Below are 14,925 nucleotides of genomic sequence, written 5' to 3' on the forward strand. Positions count from 1 at the left end.
CGCAAGATCGTCAAGACGCGTGGGCACTTCCCCACGGACGAGGCCGCGACCAAACTGCTGTGGCTGGCCTTGCGCAATATCACGGCTGACTGGAGCCGTGCCGCACATGACTGGAAAGCCGCGATGAACCAGTTCGCGATCCTCTACGAGGATCGCTTCACCAGGAATCATTTGTAGAATGCAATTGATGACCTGCCAGACGGCAGGTTTTTATCTGCCTTGCACACAAAAATTCAGACACTTCCCAACGAACAGCAGAATCGCCGCTGTGGTGCCTTGCTACGTGCCTTGGGCAAACAGCGCGCGCTTCATCTTCTGCAAGGTGCGGTACGGAGTCACGAAGTGAAGCAGGCTCTTCGCCACGCCCGCCCAGTCGCGCCAGTTCAGCACGTTCAGATAACGCAGTTGCAGGCGTAACGTCGATACGATCTGCCTCCGCCGCTTCGTCGCGCTAATACCGCCTTCATTCAGCTCATAGTACAGCCCAAGTTCCGGCAGATTCGCGCACTCATAGCGCTCCATCAATCGCAGAAACAGGTCGAGATCCTCAGCGGCCGGATACTGCACGCGATAGTTGCCCACCGCGAGCACGGCGTCGACACGCAGCATCACCGAGGGATGCACGAGCGGCGAGCGCAAGAGGCGCGAGCGCCTCAGCGCGCGCGCGTCGCTGCTCGGACGCAGCATGAAAAGCGGTTCCCCCGCGCGATTGACCACCTGGGTCCATGTGCCGAGCGCCGCGAGCGTGGGCTCCGCTTCCATGCGCGCGCGCTGTTTCGCGAGGCGCTGAGGCGCGGCGAGATCGCCCGCATCGATACGCGCCGCGTAGCGAAAACCGCGCGCCGCGAGCGCCTCGACACCCGCTTGCAAGGCGCGCTCGATGCCGCCGTTCTTTGCCATGCGCAGCACTTCCACGCACATGCCGGGCACCTCGGGCGCGACGATGGGCGGCGTGCTGCCGTCATCGACGACGAGCGCATAGATCGTTGCGTCCTCATCGAACGAAGCGAGCGTGCGCGCGACATCGTCCTGGCCGTTGTATGCGGGCATAAGAACGGCGACGTCGGCAAGCACGCCCTCGCGTGCATCGCGCAAAGGAAGCGCGGCGGAATTCATCATGAAGCGAGTTTGAAGCGGATGTAGTAAAGGTTCACGCTGGCCGCCGCGAGATAGCCTGCCGCGAGGCCGCACAGCGCGCCATACGAGCCGAGTCGCGGTATCGCGACGAGATTCACGGCGAAGGCCACCGCGAGCGCAAGCAGCCATTTCGCGAGCAGCACGAATTTCGCCTGATATTTGAGCACGACGAGGTTGCCGATGGCTTCGAGCCCTGCCGGCACCGAAAGCCACACGGCCCAGCGGAAGATGCCGATTGCGCCTTCGTAGTCCGGCCCGAACACGCGGCCGATGATAAAGCCCGCGAGCGCGTCGAGCACGAGCGCGCCCGCCACCATCAGCACGGCCGTCATCGCGAAGAGGCGCACGAGATTGCGGCGCAGTTGCGCGGTCTGCTGCACGCGGTAGACGAAGGCGGGCGCGATCGTCTGCGAGAGCATGAGCGCAAGCGTGATCCAGTTCTCGTTGAGCTGCTGCGCGGCGGAGTAGCGGCCGAGATCGGCGAACGAGATCGTGCGCTCGAGCATCAGGCGATCGAGCTTCAGGAACAGGTACATGCAAATGAGCCCGAGCCAGAACACCGTGCCCGCGCTCGCGAAATGCTTGAAGAGCGAGCGGTCCACGTGCCAGTCGAGCTTGCCGCCGTGGCGGCGCCGGAAGTAGAGCACGAGCGCGGCGCCAATCGCCGCCGATTCCAGCGCCCAGAGCCAGCCGAAGGTGGCGGGCGCGAACGCCGCGCGTGCAAGCAGGTACACGAGAAGCGCCTTGATCACGGCCGTCGTCATGCTCGAGAGCAATTGCGGCTTGCTGTACGTCATGCTCTGCAGCCAGGCGTTGATCACGCCCACGAACGGCTCGCGAAACAGCATCGTCACGGCGAGCCCGGCGAGCATGGCGCCGACCATCGGATCGGTCACGCCGAGCGCAATGCCGGCCCACGTGAGAAGCAGCGCCACCGCCGACACGCCGAAGCGCAGCGCGAACGCGCTGCCGAGCACGGTGCCCAGCTGCTCCGGCGGCCGGTTGACGATGGTGGGCACGAGAATCTCGGCGCCGCACACCCACGTCACGGGCGCGAGCACGAGCAGCAGCGTGTTGGCGTATTGCCACTTGCCGAATACGTCAGGGCCGAAATAGCGCGCGAGCACGCCGCTGATGACGATGGCCACCGCGATCTGCGTGACGCGCTCGAGACCGAGCCACACGATGTTCGCAAACGCACGGGCGACGTCGGGATTGCCAAAGCGCTTGAGGCTCAGCATCGCGCCTCGCTGCGGCGGGAGGCGCAAAAAAAGGGGCAGGCACGCGGCATGCGCAATCTCTCCGCCATTTTTGACGAATATTTTGGCAATAAAAGGAAACGGCGAAGCATTAAAATGGGTGCATACCACTGCCGAAAAACGGCAATTATAGTTTGTAACGGATCCCACTTTTCGTAACGCCAGAGGCTTACAGTCGCCTGTCCGTGTTACGAATAGACCCGAATCCCCATCAGGACGTGAGCCCTAACATGATTTCGAAATCGATTTTCAAGGCATATGACATTCGCGGCGTGATCGGCAAGACGCTCGACACCGACACCGCGCGCGCCATCGGCCGCGCGTTCGGCAGCGAAGTGCGTGCGCAGGGCGGCGACGCCGTGGTGATCGCGCGCGACGGCCGGCTCTCGGGTCCGGATCTCTCGCGTGCGCTGGCCGACGGCCTGTGCGAAGCCGGCGTGGACGTGGTCGACGTCGGCATGGTGCCCACGCCCGTGGGTTACTTCGCTGCGAGCGTGCCGCTTAAGCTCGTGGGCGGCGAGCGCAACGTGGACTCCTGCATCGTCGTGACGGGCAGCCACAATCCGCCCGACTACAACGGCTTCAAGATGGTCCTGCGCGGCAAGGCCATTTATGGCGACCAGATCCTCGCGCTTTACGACCGCATCGTCGCGGACCGTTTCGACGCGGGCGAGGGCAGCTACACGAAGTACGACATCGCCGATGCCTACGTCGATCGCATTTTGAGCGACGTGAAGCTCGCGCGTCCGCTGAAGATCGTCGTCGACACCGGCAACGGCGTGGCGGGCGACCTGGCGCCGCGTCTTTTCAAGGCGATGGGCTGCGAGCTGGTCGAGCTTTTCACGGAGGTGGACGGCACCTTCCCGAACCACCATCCGGACCCGGCGCACCCCGAGAATCTGCAGGACGTGATCCGGGCGCTGAAGGAAACGGATGCGGAGATCGGCTTCGCGTTCGACGGCGACGGCGACCGTCTGGGCGTCGTGACCAAGGACGGCCAGATCATCTACCCCGATCGCCAGCTCATGCTGTTCGCCGAGGAAGTGCTCTCGCGCAATCCGGGCAAGCAGATCATCTACGACGTGAAGTGCACGCGCAATCTCGCGAAGTGGGTGAAGGAAAAGGGCGGCGAGCCGCTCATGTGGAAGACGGGCCACTCGCTCGTGAAGGCGAAGCTGCGCGAAACCGGCGCGCCGCTTGCGGGTGAAATGAGCGGCCACGTGTTCTTCAAGGATCGCTGGTACGGCTTCGACGACGGCCTGTACACGGGCGCGCGACTGCTCGAAATCCTCTCGCGCGTGGCCGACCCGAGCAAGCTGCTCAACGATCTGCCGAATTCGCACGCTACGCCCGAACTGCAACTCAAGCTCGAGGAAGGCGAGAACTTCGAGCTGATCGCGAAGCTGCAGAAGAACGCGAAGTTCACCGGCGAGGACGAGGTCATCACCATCGACGGCCTGCGCGTGGAATATCCGGACGGCTTTGGCCTCGCCCGCTCGTCGAACACCACGCCCGTGGTCGTGATGCGCTTCGAGGCCGACAACGATGCCGCGCTCGCGCGCATCCAGGCCGATTTCAAGCGCGTGATTCTCGCCGAGAAACCGGACGCGAAGCTGCCGTTCTAAGCCCCGGGGGCCACCACGCCCCTTGCGGCTCCTTGCGGCCACATGACGCGCCCAACGGCGCCCCGCCAGAAACGGCGCGGCGCCGTTTGCATTCCTTTCCGCGCATTTCCCCGGTTTTTCTTTGCATTTGCGTGCGGCGCGCTAAAATTGCCCACCTTTTTAATCTGTCCGGCCCAAGAGCCCTGAGCGTGCAAAAGATCCTCATCGTGCGCGTGTCGTCGCTTGGCGACGTCGTCCATAACATGCCCGCCATTGCCGATATCCGGCGACGGTACCCCGACGCGCAGATCGACTGGCTCGTCGAAGAGAGCTTCCAGTCGCTCGTCGAGCTCGTGGAGGGCGTGCGCCGCGCGATTCCGTTTTCGCTGCGCCGCTGGCGCAAGGGCCTCTTATCGGGCGCCAACTGGCGCGAGATCGGCGCGCTCCGGCGCGCGCTCGCAGCCGAAAAGTACGACCTCGTGATCGACTGCCAGGGGCTCATCAAGACCGCCTGGGTCGCAAGCTGGGCGCGCGGGCCGCTCGTCGGCCTCGGCAATCGCACCGATGGCGCGGGCTACGAATGGCCCGTGCGCTTCTTCTACGACCGCTCGATCCGCATCGAGCCGCGCACCCACGTGGTCGAGCGCACGCGCAAACTGGTTGCCGGCGCGCTCGATCTCGCGCCGCCGTCGCCCACTGACGACATCGAGTTCGGCCTCGACACCTATCGCGCCGCGCAGACGCTCGCGGGCGTCGGGCTTAACCTCCCGGTACCCTATGTGGTGTTCGTGCACGCCACGTCGCGCGCCGACAAGCAGTGGCCCGACCAGCACTGGATCGAGCTGGGACAGGCGCTCGTGCGGCGCGGCGCGTCGCTCGTGCTGCCCTGGGGTAGCGAGGCCGAGCGGGCCACGAGCGAGCGCCTCGCGCGCGAATTCGGCGAGGCGGCGATCGTGCCGCCGAAGCTCTCGCTGCCTGCCGTGGTGGGCCTCATCGACGGCGCGGCGGCCACGGTGGGCGTGGACACGGGCCTCGTGCACATCGCGGCGGCGCTGAAGCGGCCGACCGTCGAGTTGTACAATTTCGCGACCGCCTGGCGCACGGGCGGCTACTGGTCGCCGAGCGTCGTCAATCTGGGCACGGCCGGCCAGCCGCCAACGCTCGCGCAGGTGAAGGACGTGCTGGCGGGCTTCGGGCTGCTGTAGCGCCGCACCGCCGCGGCGCGGGCGCCTGGCAAACTGAGGGGCTGCGGCGCGTCAAGGCGGTCCACTGAGGCCGCGGGTATAAGAATCGGCACGCACGACGGTGCACAAACGTGCACAAGCGCGTGTCAGGGCCTGGCCGGCAAGGGCCGCGCATGACGGCAATAGAGCGGGCAACAGGGCGTGCAACAAGGCACACCACGCTCGCAGCGCGCCACACCGGCAGGCAATCAGATCCATCGCTTCCAGGGGCGACAATGAACGAATCCCAGATCATCGAAATCACTTCCGCCGATTGGCAAGGCCGGCAGCTCTCGCAACCGCGCGAGACGCTGCTCGACGCCGTCGAGCAGGGCAAGGTGCTGTATTTTCCGAACCTGGCCTTTGCGATCGAAGGCGGGGAGCGCGCGCTGCTCGACCCCGCGATCGCCGACCCCAAGCGCAAGAACATCAGCCTCGACCCGAACGGCGGCGCGCTGCACGGCGTGCTCGGCGACACCGTTACGCAGTCGGCTGTGCGCGCGTTGATCGCGCGCTACCAGACGTGCGCGCGCACGCTGGTGGACGGCCTCTTTCCCGAGTACACCGGCAAGCTGCGCGTGGCGCCCACGAGCCTGCGCCTGCATCAGGTGGAAACGCGCCAGAGCTCGTGGCGCAAGGACGATTCGCGTCTGCACGTGGATGCGTTTCCCTCGCGCCCGAACTACGGCGAGCGCATCTTACGCGTGTTCACCAACGTCAACCCGAACGGCGTGCCGCGCGTGTGGCGCGTGGGCGAGCCGTTCGAGGACATGGCCAGGCGCTTCCTGCCCAACATCAAGCCGCAGTTTCCGGGGTCGGCGTGGCTGCAGAATCTGCTGCACATCACGAAGTCGCCGCGCAGCGAGTACGACCATCTGATGCTGAACCTTCATGACGGCATGAAGGCCGATCTTGGCTATCAGAAGTCGAGCCCGCAGGAGACCATCGGCTTTCCGCCGGGCAGCGTGTGGGTGTGCTTCTCCGATCACACCTCGCACGCTGTGATGTCCGGTCAGTTCATGATGGAGCAGACCTTTTTCCTGCCGGTGAAGGAGATGGTGCATCCCGAATGGGCGCCGCTCGGCATTCTCGAACGCCTCAAGGGCAAGGAACTGGTTTGAATCCACGCGCGATGAGCCCGCCGATCCCCGCTACCTGCCGCGCGGCCGCGGCGTTTCGCATGACCCTGGCCGTCGCGGAGGCCCGATGCTGAGAGCGATCTATCGCGCGGCCTGGTGGCTCATTGCACCGCTCGCGGTGCTGCGGCTATTCATCCGCTCGCGCCGCGAGCGCGGCTATCGCGAGCATATCGGCGAGCGATTTGGCTATAGCGCCGGGCGCCTGCCCGAGGACGACGCGCCGCTCATCTGGGTGCATGCCGTCTCGGTGGGCGAGACCCGCGCGGCGCAGCCGCTCGTCGACGCGCTGCTGGCGGCGCGTCCTGATGCGCGCATCCTGCTCACGCACATGACGCCGGGCGGCCGAGCCACCGGCGAGCAGCTCTTTGGCAATCGCGTGCTGCGCTGCTACCTGCCGTACGACATGCCGCACGCGGTGCGGCGCTTCCTGCACGCATGGCGGCCGTCGGTCGGTCTCGTGATGGAAACCGAGGTGTGGCCCACGCTCATCGACGAATGCAAGCACGCGGACGTGCCGCTCGTGCTCACCAACGCGCGCATGTCGGCGCGCTCGTTCAAGCGTGCGGCGAAGTTCGGCGCGGGCGCGCGCGAGGTGTTCGGCGGCTTCACGCGCGTGCTCGCGCAAAGTCCCTCTGACGCGGAGCGCCTCACCGCGCTCGGCGCGCGCAATGTGGCGGTGCTCGGCAACCTCAAGTTCGACATGGCGAGCCCGCCGGCGCTGATTGCGCGGGGCCGCGAATGGCGGCACGCGATCGGCGAGCGGCCGGTGTGGGTGGCAGCGAGCACGCGCGAAGGCGAAGAGGAACTCGTGCTGCAGGCCTTCGCGGCACTTACTCAATCCAATGCGGTGCCGGACGTGCTGCTGATCCTCGTGCCGCGCCATCCGCAGCGTTTCGACGAAGTGGCCGCGCTCGTGGAGCGCAAGAACTTCAAGCTTGAGCGGCGCTCGCGTTGGGCGCCGGCTGCCGCTGCTGCGGCTTCCGCGCACGCGGGCGTGCGCGTGTTGCCGCAGGACGTGAGCGTACTGCTCGGCGATTCGATGGGGGAGATGGGCGCGTACTACGCTGCCGCCGACCTCGCATTCATCGGCGGCAGTCTCTTGCCGCTTGGCGGGCAGAATCTGATCGAAGCGTGCGCCGTGGGTGTGCCGGTGCTGATCGGGCCGCACGTATTTAACTTCACGCAGGCTACCGCCGACGCCACGGCAGCGGGCGCCGCCCTGCAGGTGCAGGACCCCGCCGATCTCGCGCGCGCCTTGCGCGAACTCTTCAACGACAAGCCGCGCCGGGTCGCCATGGGCGCGGCCGCAGCGGCATTCGCCTCGCGCCACCGCGGCGCGACAGGGCGTACGGTGGATGTTGTGCAGGCGCTCGTCTCCGATGTATGAATTCGTGCGCGGTAGCGCATGCGCAAGTCGCTCAGCGACAACATGGGCACCGCTGAAAAGTGTTGTTTGTTCTTCGCGGGCGCCTGTCAAAACGTCCGCACAGGACCGTTGCACGAAGCAGGGTAGACGTCGATCGCTGCCATGATTTTCTACATTCGCCATATCTGACCGCTACGAATCTTTGGGTTGCTATATTCTCGCCAAAATTAATGTAGTAAAACTAACTATCATCCACGGATCGTTGGTTGACGACGAGCATGGCAGCGAGAATACAAAGTGCGAGTCCATGGGAAAGCGCCACTGGCAACGTAGATCCTGCAGGCCTGACACCGGAAAAATCGGTGTCTTTTTCACCTTGATGTGTTTCGTTTGTTATTTGAAAGTCTGTCTTTTGAAAGGGTCTCGTACGGATACATGAATGGCAATTTATAGGCATGTGAAGGGTGACTTATAGACGCATGAAAGGATTGGGTCATTGCGTATCTTCACGCGCAGCGATGCGTACGTACGCGCACATACGCTCAAGCCTGAGCGCGGGTGTACTGGGTTCACGTGGCTGATCTGCGTTCGCGCCACGTCCGCGTAAGGAACGCATCGCTGAATATCGGTATCGCGGGCGTCCGCTTCGCCCATATGCAGCCATCGAAGGCCAGTTCATGCCACCGACGATTACTCCGCAAGTGCTACCGGTTCCGTCCGCGACGGCAATTCTCGACAGTCCGCCGGATCGAGTCGCGACCCGCAGCGTAGCGACGCATGAATATCGCCCCCACGTCGACGGCCTGCGAGCGATCGCGGTTATGGCAGTGATTCTGTTTCATGCGTTCCCAAGCCGGATGGCAGGCGGATTTATCGGAGTCGATGTTTTTTTTGTCATATCCGGATACCTCATTACCACCATCATTCTTACCAATCTCGAGCGCGACAAATTTAGTATTGCAGATTTTTACGGCAAGCGCATCCGCCGGATTTTCCCAGCACTTCTTCTTGTATTGTTCTTTTGCGCGGTTGCCGGATGGTTCGTGCTTCTGCGAGACGAGTACCCGCAACTCGGGAAGCACATCGTCGGTGGGACTTCCTTCGTCCAGAATTTTGTCTTGTGGAGCGAGAGCGGCTACTTCGATAGCGGTCATGAGGCTAAACCGTTGTTGCATCTCTGGAGCCTTGCGGTCGAAGAGCAATACTACATATTCTGGCCCCTGCTATTGAGCTATGCGTGGACGCATCGCTGGCGATTCACGGTCGTCAATGGGGTGATCCTCGCGACGTCCTTCGCCTTTAGCGTATGGCTTGCCTGGCGGGACCCCGTTGCCGCCTTCTACTCGCCCCTTTCCCGCTTCTGGGAACTCATGGTTGGCGGCTCGCTTGCCTATATCGCTTTGTATCGTCCGGATCTGGTCGGCCGATACGCCAATCTGCTCTGTGCAACGGGAGCGGGCCTCCTGCTGTCAGGATTTTTGCTGATCAATCACGAGCGGCCTTTTCCAGGATTTTGGGCATTGTTGCCGACGATGGGCACATTCCTCGTCATCGCAGCGGGTTCAGGCGCGTGGATCAATCGCACTATTCTCTCGAGTCGCCCCTTCGTGACTTGCGGGATGATTAGCTACCCGCTTTATCTCTGGCATTGGCCGTTGTTGTCTTTCGCACATCTCGTCTGGCCGGACAATGGTCACCCCACGAAGATTGCCGTGGTATTGCTTTCAGTCTTGCTCGCCTGGCTCACGCACCGCTATGTCGAGAAGAAGATTCGCTGGCATCGCTCTGCGAATCGAACGGCGCTTCTGCTCGTTCTCGGCCTCGTGCTGATCATGGTTAGCGGCGTGGCGATCAAGGACGCGCTCATCAGTCCCCGCTTCGACGCCGTCAACGTGGCAACGCGGACCGGGTGGCACTTCCTCGCGCTAAGAAGTCCAGATGGCGAGGCTCGGGACGGCATCTATGCGTTGCACGAAGACCGGAAGACTACGACGCTTTTTCTCGGGGATTCGCATGTCGCCCAGTATGCTGAACGAGTGTACGCGGATGAGGAGCGCGATTCTTCAAAAAACGGCGCCATCTTTGCTGTTGCTGCGGCTTGCCCTCCCATTGCGCACGTTTTCGATCATGATTTACCGGTCGATTCAGAATGCTGGTCGGTCCGGCGCGAGGCGCTGGCGAAGGCCGCGAACAGCCGAATAACAACGGTTGTGATCGGCGGTTACTGGAGTTACTACTTCAACGCCGCGGGCTATTACCTGGCCAGCGGTCAAAAGGAGTTGAGTCTGGCCACGCCAGAAGGACGAGCGGCCGCATTCGCCGAGCTTGATCGGGAAGTCAGGGAACTGCAGGCGCAGAACAAGAAGGTCTACGTGCTGCTCGACAATCCGATAGGTGACCCGTTCGACCCACATGTATTTTTATCGAGAATCGGTCGTTTCGACCCACGCCAGGCTGAGCAACGGGTGAAAATCGATGGCCTGCAACAAAGCGTTCGCAAGGAGCTGATCGCGCTTGCTGAGCGCGATCATGCCTCGATCATCGACCCCGACGCACGCCTCTGTGTGGACGAAGCGTGCATCCGCGTGACGGGAAAATGGTCGGCCCTCTATGAGGACAGATCACACCTGAACCCGGACTGGATCGTGAAAAACGCCGACTACATCGATCCGTCAATCTGAAAGACCGGTGGTGTTACGTCGATGTGTTCAAGCGTTATCGGTGACCAGGAGGCCCCGCTTTTCGATGAACGCGATCACTTCACCAAGCCCCTCGAGCGCCTTCAGATTGCACATCACGAAGGGCCGCTCGCCGCGCATCTTTTTCGCGTCGGAGGCCATGATGTCGAGGTTCGCGCCTACGAACGGCGCGAGGTCGGTCTTGTTGATGACGAGCAGGTCCGACTTCGTGATGCCAGGGCCGCCCTTGCGCGGGATCTTCTCGCCGCCCGCCACGTCGATCACGTAGATCGTGAGATCCGAAAGCTCGGGGCTGAAGGTGGCCGCGAGATTGTCTCCGCCCGATTCGATGAAGACGATGTCGGCGTCGGGAAAGCGCGTGAGCATCTGGTCGACGGCTTCGAGGTTGATCGAAGCGTCTTCGCGGATCGCCGTGTGCGGGCAGCCGCCCGTTTCCACGCCCATGATGCGCTCGGCGGGCAGGGCGCCCGCCACGGTCAGCAGGCGCTGGTCTTCCTTCGTGTAGATGTCGTTGGTGATGGCGACGAGGTCGTAGCGCTCGCGCATGGCCTTGCAGAGCATTTCGAGCAAGGTCGTCTTGCCAGAGCCGACCGGTCCGCCCACGCCGACGCGCAGCGGCGGCAGTTTCTTCGTTCGTTTGCTGGGTGCGTGCGAAATCATGGTTCGTGTGTGTGTTTCAGGAGCGGAAGAGCCGCGAGTACTGCGATTCGTGGCGCGCAGAAAGCACGCCGAGCTGCGGCGCGAAGGTGTTGAGCGCGTCGGGGGGCGTGGCGAGCGCGCGTGCCACGGCTTTTTCGATTTCGGGCCGCAGCGCGACGATGATGCGCTGGCCCGCAAGCTGGCCGAGCGGCACCGCCTTGAGCGCGGCGGCCGTCTGGTTCTCGATCCAGCTGAACGCGTAGGCGGCGAGCGCGGCGTCTGGCGCGGCCTCGTGGGCCCACGCGGCGAAGGCGAAGGCCGTGGGTTGCGCAATGGGCGTCATGCGCTCCAGCGTGGCGCGCCGTTCGGCGTCGCCCCATTCGAGCTGCGTGCAGAGCTGGCGCAGCGACCAGCCCATCTGCGCGGTTTCGCGCCGCAATTCCGCCGATTCGCGGCTCGCGACGAATTCCTCGTTCGCCACGATCAGCGCGCGCGCGTCGTGCGTGCGCCAGCGTCCCATCTGGTGCGCCACAAAAGGTAGCTCGCCGCAGGCGAGCACGTTCGCGAGGCCGCCCGCTATCCAGCGCGCGGCGTCGTCGGCGTTCGTGACGAGTTGCGCATCGATTGCGGCTTCGAGTCCCTGCGAGTAGCTGAACGCGCCGATGGGCAGCGCCGGCGACGCGAGATGCAGCAGGGCGGTGAGCTCAGCGGTGTTCATGGCTGTGGTCGTGCGCGTGGCCGTCGCAGTGACCGTGATCGTGTCCGCAGTCGTGGTCATGCGCTTGATCTTCGCCATGAGCGTGATTGTGCGAATGACCGTGCGCAGGGTCGTGCGCGTGGACGTGGTCGTGCGAATGCGCGTGACCGTGGTGCACGTCGTGCTCCTCGTACACGCGTTGCGCGAGCGCGTAGTCGTCGGCGAAGGTTTCGTCGTGGCCGTGGCGGTGACCGCCGCCGTATGCGCCCGATTCCGGCTGGAACGGCAACTCCACGCGCTCCACCTGCGCGCCCAGGCGCTTGAGCATGTCTTCGAGCACGGGGTCCGCTTCGAGCCTGAGTTCGTCCGCGCCCACTTCCACCGGCGTGTGGCGATTGCCGAGGTGATACGCGGCGCGCGTGAGCGTGAGGCGGTCGGGCGCGCGTACACGCAACACGCACTCGGCCGCCGCGATCACACGCACGAGGCCGCCGTCATCGGCCACGAGCAGGTCGCCGTCGCCCAGCACCGTGCCGCGCGGCAGCACCACGCCCACTTCCTCGCCCGTGTCGAGCGTGGCCGCCAGGCGGCTCTTGCAGCGCGCGTCGTAGGGCAGCGTGAGCGTGGGCGCCCGCTTCACAAGAACGGGCGCGAGCTTCGCATTGAGTCGTTTGTCGATCGTGCGCATGGCTAAACTTTAGAACAGGAAGTAACGCTGTGCCATCGGCAGCACCGTGGCGGGCTCGCAGGTGAGCAACTGCCCGTCGGCGACGACCTGGTACGTTTCGGGATCGACGCTGATCGTGGGCTGCCAGGCATTGTGAATCATGTCGGCCTTCGTCACGCTGCGGCAGTTGTGTACCGCGACCACGCGCTTTTGCAGGCCGTAACGCTCGGGCATGCGTTTGTCGAGCGAGAGCTGCGAAACGAAGGTGAGCGAGGTTTGCGCGAGCGCCCGCCCGCGCGTGGCGAACATCTCGCGGTAATGCACGGGCTGGGGCGTCGGAATCGAGGCGTTCGGGTCGCCCATCTGCGCGAGCGCGATCATGCCGCCCTTGAGGATGAGCGAAGGCTTGATGCCGAAGAACGCCGGCTCCCAGAACACCAGGTCGGCCCATTTTCCCGGCTCGAGCGATCCCACTTCGTGCGCGATGCCGTGCGTGAGCGCCGGATTGATCGTGTACTTCGCCACATAGCGCTTCACGCGGAAGTTGTCGTGGCGCGCGCTCTTGGCACCCCCGTCCTCGGGCAGGGCGCCGCGCTGCACCTTCATCTTGTGAGCGGTCTGCCACGTGCGGATGATGACCTCGCCCACGCGGCCCATCGCCTGGGAATCCGAAGAGAGCATCGATAGCGCGCCGAGATCATGGAGGATGTCCTCGGCGGCGATCGTCTCGCGGCGGATGCGCGACTCGGCAAACGCAATATCTTCGGCAATCGACGGGTCGAGGTGATGGCACACCATCAGCATGTCGAGATGCTCGTCGAGCGTGTTGATCGTGTACGGGCGCGTGGGGTTCGTCGAGGAGGGCAGCACGTTCGCTTCGCCGCACACCTTGATGATGTCGGGCGCGTGGCCGCCGCCCGCGCCTTCGGTGTGGTACGTGTGGATCGTGCGGCCCTTGAAGGCGGCCACCGTCGCTTCCACGAAGCCCGACTCGTTGAGCGTGTCGGTGTGAATGGCCACCTGCGTATCGGTAGCGTCCGCCACGCTCAGGCAGTTGTCGATGGCGGCGGGCGTCGAGCCCCAGTCCTCGTGCAGCTTCAGGCCGATCGCGCCCGCGGCGATCTGTTCTTCGGCAGGCTTCGGCAGGCTCACGTTGCCCTTGCCGAGAAAGCCGAGATTGATCGGCCAGCCGTCCGCGGCCTGCAGCATGCGCTCCAAATGCCACGGGCCCGGCGTGCAGGTGGTGGCGTTGGTGCCCGTGGCCGGGCCGGTGCCGCCGCCCAGCATGGTCGTCACGCCCGAGGCGAGCGCTTCGTCGATCTGCTGCGGGCTGATGAAGTGAATATGCGTGTCGATGCCGCCTGCCGTGACGATCTGGCCTTCGCCCGCGATCACTTCGGTTGCAGCGCCAATGGGAATCGTCACGCCCGGCTGCACGTCGGGGTTCCCCGCCTTGCCGATCTTCCAGACGCGGCCGTCCTTGATGCCGATGTCGGCCTTCACGATGCCCCAGTGATCGATGATCACGGCGTTCGTGACCACGGTGTCCGCAACTTCCGAGTGCGCTCGCTGCGACTGGCCCATGCCGTCGCGGATCACCTTACCGCCGCCGAACTTCACTTCGTCGCCGTAGACGGTGTAGTCGCGCTCGATCTCGATGATGAGTTCGGTATCGGCGAGACGCACGCGGTCGCCGGTGGTGGGGCCGAACATCTCCGCATACGCGCGGCGGCCGATCTTCAATGTCATGTCGGATTCCTGATGAAATCGCCTGAAAACGCCAGTCCGCGCTCAGAGCGGACCCATCACCTGGCCGTTGAAGCCGTACACGGCGCGCTCTCCCGCAAGCGCCACGAGTTCCACGGTGCGCTCCTGTCCTGGCTCGAAGCGCACGGCCGTGCCCGCCGCAATGTTCAGGCGAAAGCCGCGAGCGGCTTCGCGGTCGAACGAGAGTGCGGCGTTGACCTCGTAGAAGTGGAAGTGCGAGCCGATCTGCACGGGGCGGTCGCCCGTGTTGGCCACCTTCACGGTGAGGGTTTCGCGGCCCGCGTTGAGTTCGATTTCGCCGTCGTCGATCAGCATTTCGCCGGGGATCATGGCTGGCTCCTCCCGACTTAGGGGATTGGATGGTGGACGGTGACGAGCTTGGTGCCGTCGGGGAAGGTCGCTTCGACCTGGATGTCGGGGATCATCTCGGGCACGCCTTCCATCACGTCGCCGCGTGTGAGCAGGGTGGTGCCGTAGTGCATGACCTCGGCGACGGTCTTGCCGTCGCGGGCCGCTTCCATCAGCGCCGCGCTGATGAAGGCGACGGCCTCCGGGTAATTGAGCTTGAGGCCGCGCTCGCGGCGCCTTTCGGCGAGCAGCGCGGCGGTGAAGATCAGGAGCTTGTCTTTCTCGCGTGGCGTGAGCTTCATCGCGTCATCGTATTGGGTCGGTTGGGGCAAGTCTGTCGACCCAGCTTACGGGAGCGAGGTTACGTGCAGCTTGCGGCC

The 14,925-nt window shown here is 64.3% G+C and carries 13 protein-coding genes and 1 pseudogene; 6 read left to right on the forward strand and 8 right to left on the reverse strand.

The genetic code is table 11. The annotated features are described in order from the left end of the window. A pseudogene (locus M3I56_RS22765) lies at window positions 1-177 on the forward strand (IS256 family transposase); the annotation flags it as partial. Window positions 178-279: 102 nt separating this feature from the next. On the opposite strand, the gene M3I56_RS22770 reads toward M3I56_RS22765, so the two are convergent. Continuing rightward, entirely contained in the window at window positions 280-1,116 is an 837-nt protein-coding gene (locus tag M3I56_RS22770) for a glycosyltransferase (protein ID WP_254355995.1), read from the reverse strand. After that, window positions 1,116-2,378, reverse strand: coding sequence for an oligosaccharide flippase family protein (locus M3I56_RS22775; RefSeq protein ID WP_254355922.1), 1,263 nt, complete (start codon window positions 2,376-2,378; stop codon window positions 1,116-1,118). The genes M3I56_RS22770 and M3I56_RS22775 overlap by 1 nt, the downstream gene beginning before the upstream one ends. A 248-nt stretch (window positions 2,379-2,626) precedes the next feature. Between M3I56_RS22775 and M3I56_RS22780 the strand changes: the two genes are divergently transcribed. The 5 genes from M3I56_RS22780 to M3I56_RS22800 all read left to right on the forward strand — a co-directional run bounded on the left by M3I56_RS22780 (window position 2,627) and on the right by M3I56_RS22800 (window position 10,409). Next, window positions 2,627-4,021: a phosphomannomutase/phosphoglucomutase gene (locus tag M3I56_RS22780; protein WP_254355923.1), complete on the forward strand. Its 1,395-nt coding sequence runs from the start codon at window positions 2,627-2,629 to the stop codon at window positions 4,019-4,021. Window positions 4,022-4,209: 188 nt separating this feature from the next. Beyond that, window positions 4,210-5,205: a lipopolysaccharide heptosyltransferase I gene (gene waaC, locus M3I56_RS22785; protein WP_254355924.1), complete on the forward strand. Its 996-nt coding sequence runs from the start codon at window positions 4,210-4,212 to the stop codon at window positions 5,203-5,205. Between the two features lie 254 nt (window positions 5,206-5,459). After that, window positions 5,460-6,344, forward strand: a complete 885-nt coding sequence (locus M3I56_RS22790) for a Kdo hydroxylase family protein (protein WP_254355925.1) — start codon at window positions 5,460-5,462, stop codon at window positions 6,342-6,344. A gap of 85 nt (window positions 6,345-6,429) precedes the next feature. Beyond that, window positions 6,430-7,749 (forward strand): lipid IV(A) 3-deoxy-D-manno-octulosonic acid transferase, encoded by a 1,320-nt coding sequence (waaA, locus tag M3I56_RS22795; RefSeq protein WP_254355926.1) that lies wholly within the window; start codon window positions 6,430-6,432, stop codon window positions 7,747-7,749. A 656-nt stretch (window positions 7,750-8,405) separates the two neighbouring features. Next, window positions 8,406-10,409, forward strand: coding sequence for an acyltransferase family protein (locus M3I56_RS22800; protein WP_254355927.1), 2,004 nt, complete (start codon window positions 8,406-8,408; stop codon window positions 10,407-10,409). Window positions 10,410-10,436: 27 nt separating this feature from the next. Here M3I56_RS22800 and ureG read toward each other — a convergent pair whose 3' ends face one another. Genes ureG through ureA form a run of 6 tightly spaced genes read right to left on the reverse strand, consistent with a single transcriptional unit; the run spans window position 10,437 to window position 14,847 of the window. After that, window positions 10,437-11,087 (reverse strand): urease accessory protein UreG, encoded by a 651-nt coding sequence (gene ureG, locus M3I56_RS22805; protein ID WP_254355928.1) that lies wholly within the window; start codon window positions 11,085-11,087, stop codon window positions 10,437-10,439. 16 nt (window positions 11,088-11,103) lie between these two features. Beyond that, window positions 11,104-11,784 (reverse strand): urease accessory protein UreF, encoded by a 681-nt coding sequence (locus tag M3I56_RS22810; protein WP_254355996.1) that lies wholly within the window; start codon window positions 11,782-11,784, stop codon window positions 11,104-11,106. Continuing rightward, the gene (gene ureE / locus M3I56_RS22815) at window positions 11,771-12,451 is read right to left on the reverse strand and encodes an urease accessory protein UreE (RefSeq protein ID WP_254355929.1); all 681 of its coding nucleotides are present in this window, start codon (window positions 12,449-12,451) and stop codon (window positions 11,771-11,773) included. Before ureE ends, M3I56_RS22810 begins: the two co-directional genes overlap by 14 nt. Before the next feature lie 9 nt (window positions 12,452-12,460). Beyond that, window positions 12,461-14,179 (reverse strand): urease subunit alpha, encoded by a 1,719-nt coding sequence (gene ureC, locus M3I56_RS22820; protein ID WP_254355930.1) that lies wholly within the window; start codon window positions 14,177-14,179, stop codon window positions 12,461-12,463. A gap of 42 nt (window positions 14,180-14,221) precedes the next feature. Next, entirely contained in the window at window positions 14,222-14,527 is a 306-nt protein-coding gene (locus M3I56_RS22825; protein ID WP_028208481.1) for an urease subunit beta, read from the reverse strand. 17 nt (window positions 14,528-14,544) lie between these two features. Beyond that, complete coding sequence (ureA, locus tag M3I56_RS22830; RefSeq protein WP_254355931.1) at window positions 14,545-14,847, reverse strand: urease subunit gamma; 303 nt, start codon at window positions 14,845-14,847, stop codon at window positions 14,545-14,547. Between the last annotated feature and the right edge of the window lie 78 nt (window positions 14,848-14,925).

Source organism: Paraburkholderia sp. CNPSo 3281, from assembly GCF_024206515.1.
In the GTDB taxonomy this organism is placed as follows: Bacteria; Pseudomonadota; Gammaproteobacteria; order Burkholderiales; family Burkholderiaceae; genus Paraburkholderia; species Paraburkholderia nodosa.